Annotated in this window: 14 protein-coding genes; 6 read left to right on the top strand and 8 right to left on the bottom strand. The window is 70.2% G+C overall.

Features of this window, described 5'->3' with window-relative positions; translation table 11 throughout:
- Positions 1-5 precede the first annotated feature (5 nt).
- Together ACVBEQ_RS19110 and ACVBEQ_RS19105 are read left to right on the top strand one after the other, a co-directional pair.
- Positions 6-1,190 (top strand): acetoin utilization protein AcuC, encoded by a 1,185-nt coding sequence (locus ACVBEQ_RS19110; RefSeq protein WP_447154889.1) that lies wholly within the window; start codon positions 6-8, stop codon positions 1,188-1,190.
- On the top strand, positions 1,183-3,888 hold the full coding sequence (locus ACVBEQ_RS19105; RefSeq protein ID WP_447154888.1) for a bifunctional acetate--CoA ligase family protein/GNAT family N-acetyltransferase: 2,706 nt from the start codon (positions 1,183-1,185) through the stop codon (positions 3,886-3,888). The genes ACVBEQ_RS19110 and ACVBEQ_RS19105 overlap by 8 nt, the downstream gene beginning before the upstream one ends.
- A gap of 30 nt (positions 3,889-3,918) precedes the next feature.
- On the opposite strand, the gene ACVBEQ_RS19100 is transcribed toward ACVBEQ_RS19105, so the two are convergent.
- From ACVBEQ_RS19100 to dtd, 3 genes are all read right to left on the bottom strand, one after another.
- Positions 3,919-5,508, bottom strand: a complete 1,590-nt coding sequence (locus ACVBEQ_RS19100) for an MFS transporter (protein WP_447154932.1) — start codon at positions 5,506-5,508, stop codon at positions 3,919-3,921.
- A 246-nt stretch (positions 5,509-5,754) separates the two neighbouring features.
- On the bottom strand, positions 5,755-6,780 hold the full coding sequence (locus ACVBEQ_RS19095) for a sigma-70 family RNA polymerase sigma factor (RefSeq protein WP_447154887.1): 1,026 nt from the start codon (positions 6,778-6,780) through the stop codon (positions 5,755-5,757).
- Between the two features lie 321 nt (positions 6,781-7,101).
- The gene (gene dtd / locus ACVBEQ_RS19090) at positions 7,102-7,527 is read right to left on the bottom strand and encodes a D-aminoacyl-tRNA deacylase (protein ID WP_447154886.1); all 426 of its coding nucleotides are present in this window, start codon (positions 7,525-7,527) and stop codon (positions 7,102-7,104) included.
- A 144-nt stretch (positions 7,528-7,671) separates the two neighbouring features.
- On the opposite strand from dtd, the gene ACVBEQ_RS19085 reads away from it, so the two are divergent.
- Positions 7,672-8,037 carry a hypothetical protein gene (locus ACVBEQ_RS19085; protein WP_447154885.1) on the top strand — a complete coding sequence of 122 codons (366 nt, stop codon included), beginning with the start codon at positions 7,672-7,674 and terminating at the stop codon, positions 8,035-8,037.
- Positions 8,038-8,040: 3 nt separating this feature from the next.
- On the opposite strand, the gene ACVBEQ_RS19080 is transcribed toward ACVBEQ_RS19085, so the two are convergent.
- Positions 8,041-9,570, bottom strand: a complete 1,530-nt coding sequence (locus ACVBEQ_RS19080) for a DUF7782 domain-containing protein (RefSeq protein ID WP_447154884.1) — start codon at positions 9,568-9,570, stop codon at positions 8,041-8,043.
- A gap of 55 nt (positions 9,571-9,625) precedes the next feature.
- The gene (locus tag ACVBEQ_RS19075; protein ID WP_447154883.1) at positions 9,626-10,072 is read right to left on the bottom strand and encodes a hypothetical protein; all 447 of its coding nucleotides are present in this window, start codon (positions 10,070-10,072) and stop codon (positions 9,626-9,628) included.
- A gap of 149 nt (positions 10,073-10,221) precedes the next feature.
- Here ACVBEQ_RS19075 and ACVBEQ_RS19070 point away from each other — a divergent pair, with 149 nt between their 5' ends.
- The gene (locus tag ACVBEQ_RS19070; RefSeq protein ID WP_447154882.1) at positions 10,222-10,818 is read left to right on the top strand and encodes an HhH-GPD-type base excision DNA repair protein; all 597 of its coding nucleotides are present in this window, start codon (positions 10,222-10,224) and stop codon (positions 10,816-10,818) included.
- A gap of 229 nt (positions 10,819-11,047) precedes the next feature.
- Complete coding sequence (locus ACVBEQ_RS19065) at positions 11,048-11,470, top strand: DUF3099 domain-containing protein (protein ID WP_447154881.1); 423 nt, start codon at positions 11,048-11,050, stop codon at positions 11,468-11,470.
- On the opposite strand, the gene ACVBEQ_RS19060 is transcribed toward ACVBEQ_RS19065, so the two are convergent.
- Complete coding sequence (locus ACVBEQ_RS19060; RefSeq protein WP_447154880.1) at positions 11,455-12,339, bottom strand: carbohydrate kinase family protein; 885 nt, start codon at positions 12,337-12,339, stop codon at positions 11,455-11,457. The two genes, ACVBEQ_RS19065 and ACVBEQ_RS19060, sit on opposite strands and share 16 nt — an antisense overlap.
- On the bottom strand, positions 12,336-13,274 hold the full coding sequence (locus ACVBEQ_RS19055; RefSeq protein ID WP_447154879.1) for a pseudouridine-5'-phosphate glycosidase: 939 nt from the start codon (positions 13,272-13,274) through the stop codon (positions 12,336-12,338). Before ACVBEQ_RS19055 ends, ACVBEQ_RS19060 begins: the two co-directional genes overlap by 4 nt.
- A gap of 227 nt (positions 13,275-13,501) precedes the next feature.
- Here ACVBEQ_RS19055 and ACVBEQ_RS19050 point away from each other — a divergent pair, with 227 nt between their 5' ends.
- A complete protein-coding gene (locus ACVBEQ_RS19050) occupies positions 13,502-13,735 on the top strand; it encodes a DUF3039 domain-containing protein (protein ID WP_447154878.1) in 234 nt (77 codons plus the stop codon).
- A gap of 31 nt (positions 13,736-13,766) precedes the next feature.
- Here the strand turns inward: ACVBEQ_RS19050 and ACVBEQ_RS19045 are convergent, their stop codons facing one another.
- On the bottom strand, positions 13,767-15,032 hold the full coding sequence (locus ACVBEQ_RS19045; RefSeq protein WP_447154877.1) for a YihY/virulence factor BrkB family protein: 1,266 nt from the start codon (positions 15,030-15,032) through the stop codon (positions 13,767-13,769).
- Between the last annotated feature and the right edge of the window lie 260 nt (positions 15,033-15,292).

Genomic DNA, 15,292 nt, shown 5'->3' with positions numbered 1-15,292 from the left:
AGCCGATGACGGCGCCGTTGGTGGTCTGGGACCCGCGCATGCTGGGCTACGACCTCGGTGGAGACCATCCGCTGCACCCGCTGCGCTGGGAACTGACCTGGGCCCTGGCCGGCGAACTCGGCGTCCTGGACCACTACCAGGTGGTTTCGCCGGAGCCGGCGGACGACGAGACCCTCGGCCGCATCCACACTCCCGCCTACATCGCCGCCGTCCGGGATGCCTCCGAGCACGGCGCACTCGGCGCGTTGCAGCACGGCCTGGGCACCGACGACAACCCCGTGTTCATCGGGATGCACGAGAATGCGGCGCTGATCGCGGGGGGCTCCATCGCGGCGGCCAGGGCCATCGCGCACGGCGAGGTGCAGCGCGCGGTGAACTTCTGCGGTGGCCTGCATCACGCCATGCCGGATTACGCCTCGGGCTTCTGTGTCTACAACGACGTGGCGCTGGCCATCCAGGCGCTGCTCGATTCCGGAGTCCGCCGGGTCGCCTACGTCGATGTCGACGCCCACCACGGCGACGGTGTGCAGGCGGCGTTCTACGACGACCCGAGGGTGCTGACGGTCTCCATCCACGAGACGCCGCTCTCGCTGTTCCCGGGAACCGGTTTCCCGGCGGAGGTCGGACGGGACGCCGCACAGGGCACGGCCGTCAACATCGCGTTGCCGGCCGGGACAACGGACCCGCAGTGGCTCAGGGCTTTTCACGCCGTGGTGCCCGCGATGGTGCGGGCATTCGGGCCGGAGGTGCTGGTCACCCAGCACGGCACCGACACCCATCGGGAGGACCCGCTGGCGAACCTGCGGCTCACCATCGACGGCCAGCGGACGTCCTACCTTGCGCTGCGCGACATCGCCGAATCGGTGACCGGCGGCCGCTGGCTGGCGTTGGGCGGCGGTGGCTACGCGCCGGTGCGGGTGGTGCCGCGGGCCTGGACGCACATGATGGCCATCGTCTCCGGGCACGACCTCGACCCGGCGACGGCGATGCCGCCGAACTGGCTGGCCGAGGCCGGCACCGCGCGCCCGGACGTCGAACTGCCGACCGTGATGAACGAGGGCACCACCGGTCTGGTGGCCTACGACAAGTGGGACGGCACCGACGGCATGACGGTGGACCGGGCCATCGGCGACACCCGCTCCGAGCTCTATCCGCTGCACGGACTCGATCCGCACGATCCGCGTGACTGACCCGCAGGCGGTCTCGCTCACGGCGGTCGCGACCCAGGTGCAGGACGCCCCGTACCCGCAGCACTGGGAGGCCGACGTCCTGCTGGCCGACGGCGGGGTGGTGCACCTGCGTCCGTCCGGGCCGGCCGACGCCGCGGAGATCCGCGCGATGCACGGCCGGATGAGTGCGAGAACGCTGTACCTGCGGTACTTCTCCGTGTTCTCCGAGGTCTCCGACGAGCAGGTCTCGCTGTTCACCAGCGTCAACTACTACGACTCGGCCGGCATCGTCGCGGTGCTCGCCGGGCACATCATCGCGGCCGGCACGTACCACCGGAACGAGACCGGTGACACCGAGGCCGCCGAGGTCGCCTTCGTCGTCGAGGACGCACAGCAGCGCCGCGGACTCGGCTCGATCCTGCTCGAGCACCTGGCCGCCGCCGCGCAGGAACGCGGCATCCGCAGATTCACCGCCGAGGTGCTGGGGGAGAACACCTCGATGCTCAGGGTCTTCCTCGACGCCGGGTATTCCGTGCGCCGCGAGTACGACTCCGGGGTGGTCGACCTCGTCTTCGACATCCAGCCGACGGACAAGTCCCGCGAGGTGATGATCGCGCGGGAGCATCGCGCGGAGGCCAGGTCGATCGCCCGGCTGCTGTCGCCGCGGTCGATCGCGGTCATCGGCGCCTCCACCGAACAGACGAAGCTCGGGCACGCGGTCCTGGTCAACCTGCTGACCAGCGATTTCACCGGCCCGGTCTTCCCGGTGCATCCCGAAGTGGGGTCGATCCGCGGCGTCCGCGCGTACCGCTCGGTGATCGACATCCCCGACGACGTCGATCTGGCCATCGTCACGGTGCCGGCCGCGAAGGTCGCCGAGGTCGTCGAGTCGTGCCGGATCAAGGGTGTGCACGGGCTGGTGGTGATGACGGCCGGCTTTGCCGACGAAGGTCCGGAGGGCGCCGAGGCCCAACGGCACCTGGTCACCGTCGCCCGGGCCGCCGGGATGCGGGTGCTCGGCCCGAACTGTCTGGGGCTGGTCAACACCGACCCCACGGTGCGGATGAACGCGACCCTCGCGCCCGTGGTGCCGCCGCCGGGCCGGATCGGCTTCTTCTGCCAGTCCGGGGCGCTGGGCATCGCCATCCTCGCGGACGCCGCGGCGCGTGGGCTGGGGATCTCGACCTTCGTCTCGGCCGGTAACCGGGCCGACGTCTCCGGCAACGACTTCCTGCAGTTCTGGCAGGGCGACGACCGCACCGAGGTCGTGCTGCTGTACCTGGAATCCTTCGGTAATCCGCGGAAGTTCGCCCGGCTGGCAAGGGTTCTCGCCAGGAAGAAGCCGGTGATCGCCGTGAAGTCCGGCCGTCACGCCGCGCTCAGTCCCGGTCTCGCCGCCAGCTCGCAACACGTCTCCGACGCGGCCGTCGGCACTCTCTTCTCCCAGTCCGGGGTGATCAGGACCGACACGCTGACCGCTGCATTCGACGTCGCTCAGCTGCTGTCCACCCAGCAGGTGCCGAAGGGCAACCGGATCGCCATCATCGGCAACTCCAGCGCCCTCGGCATGCTCGCGGTTGACGCCGGGATCGACGAGGGCATGATGATCGTCGACGGCGCCGCCCGCGATCTGGGTGCGGCCGTCAGTGCCAAGGCGCTCGCCGCCGCGGTCAGCGCCGCGGCCGAGCGGGACGACGTCGACGCACTTGTCGTGGTCTACGCGCCGTCCGTCGCCACCCAGGGCCACCGGCACGCGGCCGCGCTGCACGAGGCCGTGATGAAGGCACGGGTGCCGGTGGTGACCACCTTCCTCGCGGTCGACGGGCTCCTGCAGCATCTGGTGGTCCGGTCCGACGACGGCAGCGCGGGACGCGGGACGCTGCCCTCGTTCCGCACACCGGAGCGCGCCGTCGCCGCTCTCGCGCACGCGGTGCGGTACGGCAGCTGGCTGGCCCGGCCGCCCGGCAACGTCCCCGAGCTGCCGGGCATCGACGCCGCGGCCGCGAGAGTGGCGATCAACCGGATGCGTGCGAAGGACGATCGGGAACGCGCCACCACCGACATCGAGGTCGTCTCGCTGCTGCACTGCTACGGCATCGACATCGCCGCGTTCACGGCGATCGGCTCCGTCGACGAGGCACTCGCCGCGGCGGAGGCGATCGGCTACCCGGTCGCGCTCAAGTCGTTCGACCAGGCGCTGCGGCACCGGCTCGACCAGTCCGGCATCCGGCTCGGGGTGGAGTCCCCGGACCAGCTGCGGCGCGAGTACGACAACCTGCTGACCATCGCGGGGCCGTGGCTGTACGTGCAGAAGCAGGTGCCGCGGGAGTACGCGGAGGTGCCGACGGTCTTCCGGATCACCGCTGACCCCTCCTTCGGCGCGTTGATCTCGTTCGGCATCGGCGGGGTCGCCACCGAACTGCTCGACGACCGGGCCTACCGGGCCGTCCCGCTGACCGACGCCGACGCCGCCGACCTGATCGGCGCGCCCCGGGCCGCCCCGCTGCTGAACGGGTATCGGGGAACCCGGGTCGTGCCGCGGGAGCCGCTCATCGACCTCGCTCTGCGGCTGTCGGTGATGGCCGACGATCTGCCCGAGCTGATGCAGTTGCAGTTGCAGCCGGTGCTGGCCGGGCCGGCCGGGGTGATGGTGACCGGTGCGACCGCGCGGATCGGTCCGCCGGCCGCGCAGCCGGACGCCCGCCGCCGATTGCTCTGACCGGCCCGAGGGCGATACCCGGGCGCCCGGTCAGTCCGGTGCGTTGGCCTTCGGCTCCGGTTCGGGCTCATGCGTCCTGGGGCTTCCCGGCGGAACGGTCGGGATCCGGGCGGTCAGGAACAGCGCCCCGATGGCGATCAGTCCGACCAGCGCAAACGCGACCTGCAATGCCTCGAGCCGCGCCTCGGCGTTGATCTCGGTGATGGTATCGATCTCCGGTTGGCTGACGCCGGCATTCGCCAGTCCGGCAGCGAGCTGGTCGTCGGAAACGAAAGGCACGCCGCCCACCAGCTCCGTGGAGATCTGCGACTTCAGCGAATCACTGATCTCCGGGCTGCTGGCGACGCCGGTCAGGGCCACACTGCTCAGGGTCGCTATCAGCACCGAGCCGATCAGGGCGGTGCCCATCGAGGCACCGAGGTTGGTGGCGGTGTTCTGCAGCCCACCGACCTCTGCCGTCTCCTTCTGCGACACCGCTGACACCGTGACGGCGCCCAGCTGGGATGCCAGCGCGCCGAGGCCCAGGCCCATCAGCACCATCGGGATGGTGAGCACCGCGGCGTCGGCGTCCGGGTCCATCCCGGCGACCAGGAAGCCGATCCCGACGATCATCAGCAGCAGGCCGAGTCTGACCACCCGTCTCGGGTTCGCCTTGGGCCACAGCTTCGGGACGCCGATCGCGGTGACCAGCAGTGCGATCGACAGCGGGACCAGCCGGACGCCGGTTTCCAGGGCGGTCAGCCCGAGGACCACCGAGAGGAACAGCGGCACCGCGAAGAAAGCGCCGGCCTGGATCATGAACTGGGCGAAGAACATGCTCAGCCCGCCGGTCAGCTGCCGATTCGCGAGCATGCTCGGCCGCACCAGCGGCTCCAGTGCGGCGGGATTCGCGGCGTTGATCGCTTCCAGGCGGGTCTCCCAGCGCAGGAACCCGTAGACGACCAAAAGGCCGCCGGCGATGCACCAGACGGTCAGCGAGACGTTCAGCAACGACGGCGCGCCCGGCTTGGCAATCACCCAGCCCCACTCACTGGAGCGGAGCACCCCGAAAACGAACAGGCCGAGGCCGATGATGGACAGCAGCGACCCGATCAGGTCGACGCGGCCGGGGGTCGGGGCCACGTCGTTCACCTTGCGCAGAACGGCAAGAATGGCGAGCACGAGGACGACCTCGCCGATGAACACGTAGCGCCAGGACGCGTAGGTGGTGACGGCGCCGCCGATCAACGGTCCTGCGGCGACGGCAACGGCTCCCGCCGCGGCGACCATCCCGTAGGCGGCCGACCGCTTGTCGGGCGGAAAGTTCGAGGCGACCAGCGCGACGATCGCCGGCATGATCAAGGCCGCGCCGATTCCCTCCAACAGGGACCAGCCGATCAGCAACACGGCGAGGTTGGGTGCGATCGCGGTGGTGAAGGAACCGACGGCGTAGATGACCAGGCCGATCCCCATCGCCTTGCGCCGTCCCATGATCGTGCCGAGCTTGCCGCCGGTGATCATCAGCGTGGCCATGACCAGCGTGTAGAGGGTGATGGCGGTCTGGATGCCGGTGATGGTGGTGCCGAGGTCGGCGGCAACGGTCGTCATCGACACGTTCATCACCGAGCTGTCCAGCGTCATCAGGAACTGACCGCTGGCCAGCACCAGCAGCACCAGTCCGGCGCCGGACTTCTGGGTCGCCGTGGGGGACGGAGAGGTAGCCACGGGAGGATCTTCGCAGAACAGGCAGCCGCGGAAGCTATCCGTCCCGGGTGGTTCGCGGATTGCACCGCACAGACGAAAGACCGGGCCCGCCATCGGCAGACCCGGTCTCTCTGGTAACGGCGTGACCAACGGTCCTCGGACCGTGGCCTTACCGTGATGCTGTCAGCTGGCGTACGACCGAAGAACCTCGGACCGATCGCCGACCCGCAGTTTCGCCATCGAGTCGCGCTCGATCTGCCGAACGCGTTCGCGGGAGATGCCGAAGACCCGGCCGATCTCGTCGAGCGTCCGCGGCCGACCGTCATCGAGCCCGTAACGGAGCCGGACGACGGTCTGCTCCCGCTCGTCCAGCGTGCGGAGCACCCGGTTGATGTCGTCGTGCATGAATCCCGCGACGACTGCCGCCTCGGCGGAGGTCGACTCGCTGTCTTCGATGAAGTCGCCCAGCGGGGCTTCCTCGTCGGAACCGACGGGCATGTCCAGGCTGACCGGGTCCCTGGCGTGGTCCAGCAGGTCGGCGATCTTCTCCTCCGGGATGCCGGACTCGTTCGCCAACTCAGCCATTGTCGCGTCCCTGCCCAGTTGCTGGTGCAGTTCCCGCTTCAGCCGGGACAGCTTGTTGACCTGCTCGACCAGGTGGACGGGGAGCCGGATCGTTCTGCCCTGATCCGCCATGCCGCGCGAGATTGCCTGCCGGATCCACCAGGTGGCATAGGTGGAGAACTTGAAACCCTTGGTGTAGTCGAACTTCTCGACGGCCCTGATCAAGCCCAGGTTGCCCTCCTGGATGAGATCCAGCAGCGGCATGCCGCGACCCGTGTAGCGCTTGGCGAGCGAGACAACCAGCCTGAGGTTGGCGACCAGCAGGTGATTGCGGGCCCGTGCGCCATCGCGGACGATCATCTTCAGGTCGATACGGCGCTGCGGAGAGAGCCGCTTTCCGGAATCCAGCATGTGGGTGGCGAAAACGCCGGCCTCGATGCGCTTGGCCAGATCGACCTCCTGCTCGGCGGTCAGCAGTGCGGTCTTGCCGATTCCGTTCAGGTACACCCTGACCAGATCCGCGGACGGACCCTGGGCGTCGAGATCTTCTTCGCGGCTTATTGCGCGGGCCTTGGCAGCGGCCCTGTCGGCAGCGGCCGTGGCAGCAGCGCTCTTATCGGTCGTCGCAAGGGAAGTGGCGGCCATGTCATGCTCCCTTCATCACGTTCAGCGGACCGATCACTGTCGACCCGGCAATTATTCGAACGCCTGTCAGCCCTGTTTTAGTTCCCTGATCCGACGTTCTCAGCGCCTGCGGATGGGGGCCGCCCGACGGAATGATGCTTGCGGATCAGATAAACCCGCGAGGCTGTGGCAGGGGGTGTGCCGACGATGAGAAGTCCATGTGAATGCCTTCACAAGGGGTGACGACGACGCATCCCAACGCCATTTCAAGTGCGCTGCGTAACGGTTATCTGCGCACCGTGAGAAATGCCGATCGGATGCAAACGGAGCCTGCGGTGATCGTCACACCTCGATGAGGAGGGTGAACGGCCCGTCGTTGACGCTCTGCACCGCCATCGTCGCGCCGAAGACGCCGGTTTCGACCTTGGCGCCCCGGCGACGGAGTTCCTCGACGACCTCCACCACCAGCGGCTCGGCGCGGTCCGCGGAGGCCGCATTGCTCCATGACGGCCGTCGGCCCTTGTCCGTCCGGGCGTACAGGGTGAACTGGCTGACCACCAGCAGCGGTGCGCCGGCGGATGCGCAGGATTCGTCACCGCGCAGGATCCGCATCTCGAGCAGTTTCCCCGCGAGGCGCCGCGCGGTGTCGACCGTGTCGGTGTGCGTCACGCCGACCAGCACCAGCAGGCCTTCCCGGTCGATCCGCCCGACCACCGAGCCGTCAACGCTGACATCGGCACTGCTGACCCTGCTGGCAACGGCTCGCACCGCGTCATCGTCGCATCCACCCCCGATCACCGCATGTGGCTGCTCACCGCATGTGGCTGCACATCGCGTTCGGCTGCTCACCGTGCTCGGCCGCCACGGTCGGGTCGGCCTGCGGGCGGTGCCGCGGACGGGCAGGATGTCCCGATGAAACACCAGCACACCGCCGGAACCCACGGCTCGGCAGGTTCCCGGCGCTCCATCGGGTCCGCCGGTTCACTTTTGTCCGTCGGCTCGGCGGGCTCCATCCTGTCCATCGGGTCGTCCGGCTCGATTCTGTCGATCGGCTCGGCCGGCTCGATCCTGTCCATCGGATCCGCGGGTTCGGTGCTGTCCATCGCCTCGGTGATGTCGGCGGCGTCGGTCGCCTCCGCCCTGTCCGTGGGATCCGTGCTGTCCCTGCTCTCGGCGTTCAGTGCCGGGCGCGTGCTCACGGCGGGGGCGCTGGCAGGCGTACTCGCCGGCAAGGTCGCCGCGCACCGGTCCGGCCGGTTGCGGTTGCCGGCCGGCTGACCGTCATTCCACGGGCAGCAGAAGTCCTCTGACCACCGCGACCCGGACGGCCGGCAGTACGGCGTCGGCGAGCGCGTCCGGGGACAGCCCGTGCACCGCCGCCAGCAGGTCGACCTGCAGCTGCAGCGGAACGGTGCCCGTACAGCCGCCCAGCAGCGCCTGCCCCCACTCGTCGAGTTGCAGCGTCGCCCCGGGGCCACCCACCCGTCGCAGCAGCCGCAGGACCGTCGTCCAACCCTCGTGCCCGGCCAGCGAGCGCTGCTCGAGCATCACCTGCGGGGAGAGCGCAAGCCGGCTCGCGAGCAGGTCGGCGTCGGTCCGACCCTCGACCCACGCCCGCCGCCGGAAGAAGCCGTCGATCTCGTCACCGGTGAGGTCCTCGTCAGGCCCGGTGATCTCGTCCATGGTGACAGACGGGTCGTGAGAGTCGTTGCGCTGCAGAGTGATCAGCCCCATGCCGATGCCGGCGACGTTCTCGGCGGCGAAGTAGTCCAGCCAGCGCTCCGCGAGCGCGGTCGCCGCGTCCCGATCAGCACCGGTGCGGTCCGATCCGGCCGACCGGGCGTCCTCACCGGCATCGCTGAGCCACAGCCCGACATACTCCGCCGGGTCGGCCAACTCGCGCTGCACCACCCAGGCGTCGCAACCGGTGCCGGAGACCCAGCCGCCGACCCGGTCGCGCCAGTCCGAGCCGTCCCGGACGATCCAATTGGCCAGCAGCTGCGCGGTACCGCCGGGCCGCAGGTGGGGGGCGATGCCGCCGATCAGCGCACGGCACAGACCGTCCCCGGCGACGCCCGAATCCCGGTAGGAGAACCGCTGCTCGCCGTCGCCGATGACGAACGGCGGGTTGCAGACGATGAGGTCGAATGTGTCCTCGGCCACCGGTTCGAACAGCGAGCCGGCGCGCAGATCCCACTGCTGCCCGTTCAACCGCGCGGTCGCAGCGGCCAAGGCCAGCGCGCGGCGGTTCGTGTCGGTGGCGACCACCTCGCGGGCGTGGCCGGCGAGGTGCAGCGCCTGGATGCCGCTGCCGGTCCCGAGGTCGAGGGCCCGCTGCACGGGTCGCCGGACAACCGCCCGGGCCAAGGTGATCGAGGCGGCGCCGAGGCCGAGCACGTGGTCCTCGCGCACCGGACCGGGCCGGGTGTCCGAGTCCAGGTCGGAGACGAGAAGGTAGTCCTGCGCATCCGCGGAGTAGGGCCGGATGTCCAGAGCGGCGCGGAAGCCGTTTCCGCTGGGCTCCAGCACACCGTTCAGGACGGCGTCCGCGATGCCGGTCCGCCCGAGCGCTGCACCGACGGTGCGCTGATCCTCGGTGGCGCCCAACAGGAACAGCCTGATCAGCGTCGACAGCGCGGAGCCGTCCCTGGTCCCGCGCAGCGCGGGTGCGAGCTCGCCACGGCCCAGCGCCCGGTGGGCACTGCGGCCGAGCAGCTCGGGCACTGCGTCGGCGTCGTAGCCGGCTGCGCGCAGGTCGGCACCGAGCCGGTCGACGACGTTCGGGTCGGAGAACGGGAGAGTCGGGGTCACCGGCCGAAGGGTAGTGCGCGGGGTTGCGCGGCCGGCGCGACCGTCGAGCGAGAAATCAGCGCTGCTGCCGGGCGAACACGGCGCGCACCCGGCGGTCGTCCTTGGCCCGGTACCGCAGGGCGTAATGCCGGCGGCCCGGGTCGGGTTCTGCGTCGGCGCGCACCATGTCTGCCTGCACGCCCTCCGCGCGGACGGCCTGCATCAGGTCCAGCGCGGCATCGGGCTCGTCGACGGGCAGGGACACCGCGCTGCGTCGCCACTGCACCTCGTCGACCGCCCTGGTGATCAGCAGACCGGTCAGCGCGCCGGCCCCGATGCCGGTGGCCAGCCGCCCGGCGGCGGGACGGCGGCCGGACGCGGTCACGGCCAGCGCCGCACCGGCCGCGGCCCCCGGGGCGAGCACGGCCATCCAGCCCGCGGGCGTCAACAACGCTCGGCGGAAGGCGAGCCCGGGCACCCGGAGTCGCCGGTGACTGCGGATCGACACCCTCGTGGAGGTCATGTCTTGCAGAGTAGGACGGTCCGCGCCGATCACCTATGGACCGCACCGGTCGGATCAACGGATCGGGCCACTGTGCCGCCCATGCGGTCGTTTGCTTCCCCGCCGCCCGACCGTGACGACGGGCAGCGGACTGTGCCAGGCTGGCAGCCATGACGGCGGCCGCACTGCACCTGACCGGGGACGAGCGGGCCGATGCCCTGCTGTCCGCGGACCCGAACGCACTGTTGATCGGCATGGTGCTGGATCAGCAGGTCACGATGGAGAAAGCCTTCGCCGGCCCCGCGGTGATCGCCGAACGGATGGGCGGCCGGCTGGACGTGCGCGCCATTGCCGACGCCGATCCGGACAACTTCGCCGCCGTCTGCTCCGAACGCCCTGCGGTGCACCGGTTCCCGGGTGCGATGGCGAAACGGGTCCAAGCCGTCTGCCGGGTGCTGGTGGACTCCTACGACGCCGACGCCGCAAACCTGTGGGGCGATGTGCGGACCGGTGACGAACTGCGGGAGCGGATCGCGTCGCTGCCGGGGTTCGGCGCCCAGAAGGCCGGCATCTTCCTGGCGTTGCTCGGCAAGCAGTACGGGGTGCAGCCGGAGGGCTGGCGTGAAGCCGCCGGAATCTACGGCGAGGACGGAAGTTACCGGTCGGTGGCCGACGTCGTCGACGGGGACTCCCTGGAGAAGGTGCGGGCCAGCAAGAAGGCGGCCAAGGCGGCCGCCAAGCGGACGCCCGCGACGGAATCCGCCTGACCGCGCCGGCGCCGACAACAAAAACGCGGGGCCGCCGCCCGATTTCGGACGTGCCGCGGATATTCCGCCACAACTTGTAGAAGACCTCACAGCACATCGCCCCCGACGCCTTGTCCGGCGGCGTAGCGTGGCCTTTGGTGCGTTGGCCGGTGGCTGGCTTCGCCCCCCAGAAGGTATCGACAACGCGCGGTATCGACCCACCGCCGGCGCACGGAATCGGGGAATTGCAATGACGTCTTTCTCGGCGGATCCATCGGCCGGTGGTGCTGCCGCCGGCACCGGTTCATCGCCCCGGCGCACCCAGGCCACCGTCATCACCCGGGCGGAGCCGTCCTACGACGAGCAGCTGCGCTCCCGCCGTAAGCGCTACATGATCATGATGAGCCTGCGGGTGCCGTTCCTGATCCTGGCAACCGCGCTGTACCAGACGCCGTGGCTCGCGATCCTGGTGATCGCCATCTCCATCCCGCTGCCGTGGGCAGCGGTGCTGATCGCGAACGACCGGCCGGCCCGCAAGGCGACCACCGTCATCCCCGGAACCATCAACTACGAACGTGCGCTGCCGCCCGGCGGCCGCGAGGTCGTCGACAGCACGCCCGACGACACGGCAGGTTCGGCGACGCCGCCGGCGGGCAGCTACCGCGCCGGCTGATCCACACCGGGCCGGGCACCGATCCTGGCCGCGGCAGCCGTCCCGGCGACGACCCCCGCGCGCAGTGCATCCAGGGCCGGCGCGCCTGCCAGCCAGGACGCCAGCAGCCCCGCGTTGAACGCGTCGCCGGCGCCGGTGGAGTCCGTCTCGCAGGACTCCGGTGCCGGCACGTTGATCCGTTCCGACTCCGAATACCACGACGCGCCGTGCCGGCCGTGGGTCACCACGACGGTGCCGACAGAGGCCAGCGCGTTGTCCAGGCCGCCGAGCGCGGCGAGCTCGGAGTCGTTAGGCAGCAACAGGTCTGTTCCCTCGACCCAGGCCAGGAAGTTGTCCGAACCCACCGACACGACGTGGGTGGACGCCTGCGGATCGACCGACGTCGTCCAGCCTGCCTGCTTCGCCAGCCTGAGCGCCGCCAGTGCGGCAGGCCGCGAGCCCTCGTCCAGCAGCACGTACCCGGACAGGTGCAGATGGCCCCGACCCGGCACGGGCGGCAGGGACACGTCGTCGACGCAGAAGGCCGCGTTCGCGCCCCGGTCGGCCAGCATGGTCCGGTCGCCGTCGGACGCTACGAGCACGACGACACAGCACGTCCGCAGCACCGGGTCGATGGCGAACCGGCAGTCGATGCCCGCCGCGGCGAGCTCGGTCTGTGCCGTCCGCCCGGCCTCGTCCGAGCCGACCCTGGCGATCAGCGAGACGTCGACGTCGTGCCGGGCCAGCCAGGCAGCGGTGTTCCCGCCGGCACCGCCGGGCGCCACGGTGACCGCGGCCCGGGTGTCCTGGCCGAAGACGACGTCACCGGCGAGTTTCGCGACGATGTCCAGGCCCACGTCGCCGACGACCGTCACATGCGGGCGGGTCATGCCGGGCCGCCGGCCGGGGACGCGTCAGCGGCCAGTGACGCGGCGATCGCACCGGCGAGGGCGGCGTTCGCCAGCACCAGCGCGACGTTGACCTGCAGGCTCCGGCCCTCGGTCGCGGCGTGGAAGTACTCGAGAAGGCGTGGTGTGACGTCCTTCCCGCTGATCCCCTCGCGGTCGAGCAGCTGCAGCCCCGCCGCCAGGGTCCGGTCGTGCAGGTCCGGGTCGAGTTGCCGGTCCGGCGGCAGTGGGTTGGCCAGCACCACGCCCGCCCGGTCCGTCGCCAGTTCGCGGCGCGCCCTGACCACCGCCGCCGCCTGGTCGGGGCTGTCGATCCGCCACGCGACGGTCTCGCCGGAATCGGACAGGTAGAAACCGGGAAAAGCGTTGGTGCGGTAGCCCAGGACCGGTACGGACAGCGTCTCGAGGTACTCCAGCGTCGCGGGGACGTCGAGGATCGACTTGACCCCGGCGCACACCACCAGCACCGGGGTGGTGGCCAGCACACCCAGATCGGCGGACACGTCGAAGCTCTGACCGGCGCCGCGGTGTACCCCGCCCAGACCACCGGTGGCGAACACCCCGATCCCGCTGCGATCGGCAAGGGCGGAGGTGGACGCGACCGTCGTTGCGCCGCTGATCCCGAGCGCGACCGCGACGCCGACGTCGCGAACGGACAGCTTGGCGATGTCGGGGGAGTCGCAGAGCCGGTCCAGTTCGGCGGCGGTCAGGCCGACCCGCACGCGGCCGTCGAGCACGGCGATCGTCGCCGGCACGGCTCCCGCGGCGCGCACAGTGGCCTCGATATCGTCGGCAATCCGGCGGTTGTCGCCGCGGGGGAGTCCGTGCGCGAGGATCGTGGACTCGAGAGCGACCAGCGGCCCTCCCGACGCCAGCGTGTCGGCGACTTCGGGGTGGATCGAGACCAGCGGCGACACGTGGTGTCCTTTGATCGGCTGACGGCGGTGGTGCCCTGTCGAAAGGGGGGCGGTCGGGGGCTCGGAAACCGTGCCGGCCCGTTGCCCTCCGACTGGCATCATGATCGAAGCAGTGCCGGCATCACCAATCAGCCCCGAGAGAACCAAGGCCGAGAAACATCCGGCGGCCGCCGACCGTTGGACGACGTAGCGCACCGACATCAGCTTGCAGAAGGAGCAGACCCGCGATGACGACATCGACCCAGACGCTGGACAAGCCGCTCGAAGACACCACCACCGACGACGACACGCCGAAGATGTTCCACTACGTGCGCAAGTCGAAGATCGCCGAATCGGCCGTCCTCGGCAGCTTCGTGGTGGCGCTCTGCGGCGAGACCTTCCCGGTGACGAAGTCGCCGAAGCCGGATTCCCCGGTCTGCCCCGACTGCAAGAAGATCTACGAATCGATGAAGAAGGGCTGAAGCCGCAAGGGCCCGGCGCGACCGGCCGGGCTCAGTCGCCGGCCGGGTCGAGCTCCGGGTCGGAGTAGCGGTTCCACTTGCGCTGCTCCCGCTTCGACAGCCGCGGCGGGTAGAACTCCAGCATCGCGTTGTTGAACTGGGCACCGATGATGATCGCCATCGAGACGAAGTAGTAGAAGAGCAGGAACGTGATCGGCGTCGCCAGCGCGCCGTAGGTCAGTCCGTGGGAGTACACGTACGACAGGTAGAGCCGCAGTCCGAAGCTGGCCACGATGAAGACCGCGGCAGCCACCAGCGCCCCCGGTACCCCTCGGTACCAGGGGTGCTTGTGTTTGGGGGCGACCTTGTAGAGCACGGTCAGCATGAAGATGAGTCCCAGCGCCAGCACGGGGTAGTACGCGAAGTTGACGATGTCGGCGACCTGTGCGCGCCAGGACTCCGGGAACACCTTGGGCAGGTAATCGGGCCCGATCGCCAGCAGCGGCAGCAACACGATCCCCGCCAGCAGGGCGACCAGGTAGAGGCCGAGTGCGAAGAACCGCTCGGTGACCGGGTGCCGCACCTCGTGCTGGTTGTAGGCGATGGTGATCGATTCCACGAACGCCGACATCGCCGACGACCCCGCCCACAGGCTGATGATCAGGCCGATGGAGACGACGTCGGCCTGGCCGTCCCGAAGGATGGTATTGACGGTGTCGCCGACCAGGTTGTCGGCGACCTCCTCGTTGAAGATCGTGTTGAGGAAGAGCAGGACCTGTTCGCGGACCTGGTCGATCGTGCCCGCGGGGAAGTAGGACGGGACGATGAAGCCGATCATCCCGAGCAGCGCGAGCAGCAGCGGTGCGGTGGACAGCGCGCACCAGAAGGCCGCCTGCGAGCTCATCCCGAACAGCGAGTCGGCCCAGGCCTTGCTCAGCGTGCGCCCGAAGATCTTCCGCCAGCGGTGCCGCACCTTCGGGACGGGCAGCGGCATCGGTCCGGTGCCGTGCCGGTGCCAGGGAACCGTCAGCGAGTCGGCGGGAGAAGGCGCGGACCGGTGGATGACGGCGGTCGCCTCGGCCGAGTTGTCTGCGTCACCCCGCGCGTCACCCCGGGAGTCGACCGACTCGCGGTCGACGGCGGGCGTCGGACGGCTGCCGTTGACCGACGCGCCGTCCGGGCGGCGGGTGCCCGGAGGGGTCGGCCCGCCGGAGGACGGCCGGAGCGACCGTGTCTCGCCCGCGGTGACCGATCGCACAGGCGCCGCGGGTGTCAGCCGCTGGGTGGGACCGCCGGTCGGCGGTGGCGCGCTGGTCACCACACGAGCATGCCCTGACCCGAGCCCCCAGCGGTACTGCGACACCATCTCGAAACACGCGGTGTCGAAACAGGCGGCTTCGAAAACACGCCGGGTGAAACGCTCCGTCCGCAGCCGCCCGCTGCCGCCCGCGGTGCTCGGGAGCGGATCCGGTCGGCCACACCGGCGACGCGTGGCCGTCGCGGGCCGGGCTCGGCGGTAGGGTCGGTGCCGGCCCTCGAGCCGCCAGGACAGTCCAGATCGCTGTTGTGCGATCGTCC

This window comes from Nakamurella sp. GG22, assembly GCF_052976845.2.
Note: the sequence above shows the minus strand (reverse complement) of the source record. Positions and strands in the feature narration are given on the sequence as shown.

Bases quoted from the DNA above. Each gene is read 5' to 3' on its own strand.
- ACVBEQ_RS19075 (WP_447154883.1), bottom strand. From the start codon at position 10,072: ATGACCTCCACGAGGGTGTCGATCCGCAGTCACCGGCGACTCCGGGTG.
- ACVBEQ_RS19095 (WP_447154887.1), bottom strand. From the start codon at position 6,780: ATGGCCGCCACTTCCCTTGCGACGACCGATAAGAGCGCTGCTGCCACG.
- ACVBEQ_RS19085 (WP_447154885.1), top strand. From the start codon at position 7,672: ATGAAACACCAGCACACCGCCGGAACCCACGGCTCGGCAGGTTCCCGG.
- ACVBEQ_RS19070 (WP_447154882.1), top strand. From the start codon at position 10,222: ATGACGGCGGCCGCACTGCACCTGACCGGGGACGAGCGGGCCGATGCC.
- ACVBEQ_RS19060 (WP_447154880.1), bottom strand. From the start codon at position 12,339: ATGACCCGCCCGCATGTGACGGTCGTCGGCGACGTGGGCCTGGACATC.
- ACVBEQ_RS19050 (WP_447154878.1), top strand. From the start codon at position 13,502: ATGACGACATCGACCCAGACGCTGGACAAGCCGCTCGAAGACACCACC.
- ACVBEQ_RS19110 (WP_447154889.1), top strand. From the start codon at position 6: ATGACGGCGCCGTTGGTGGTCTGGGACCCGCGCATGCTGGGCTACGAC.
- ACVBEQ_RS19100 (WP_447154932.1), bottom strand. From the start codon at position 5,508: ATGACGCTGGACAGCTCGGTGATGAACGTGTCGATGACGACCGTTGCC.
- ACVBEQ_RS19065 (WP_447154881.1), top strand. From the start codon at position 11,048: ATGACGTCTTTCTCGGCGGATCCATCGGCCGGTGGTGCTGCCGCCGGC.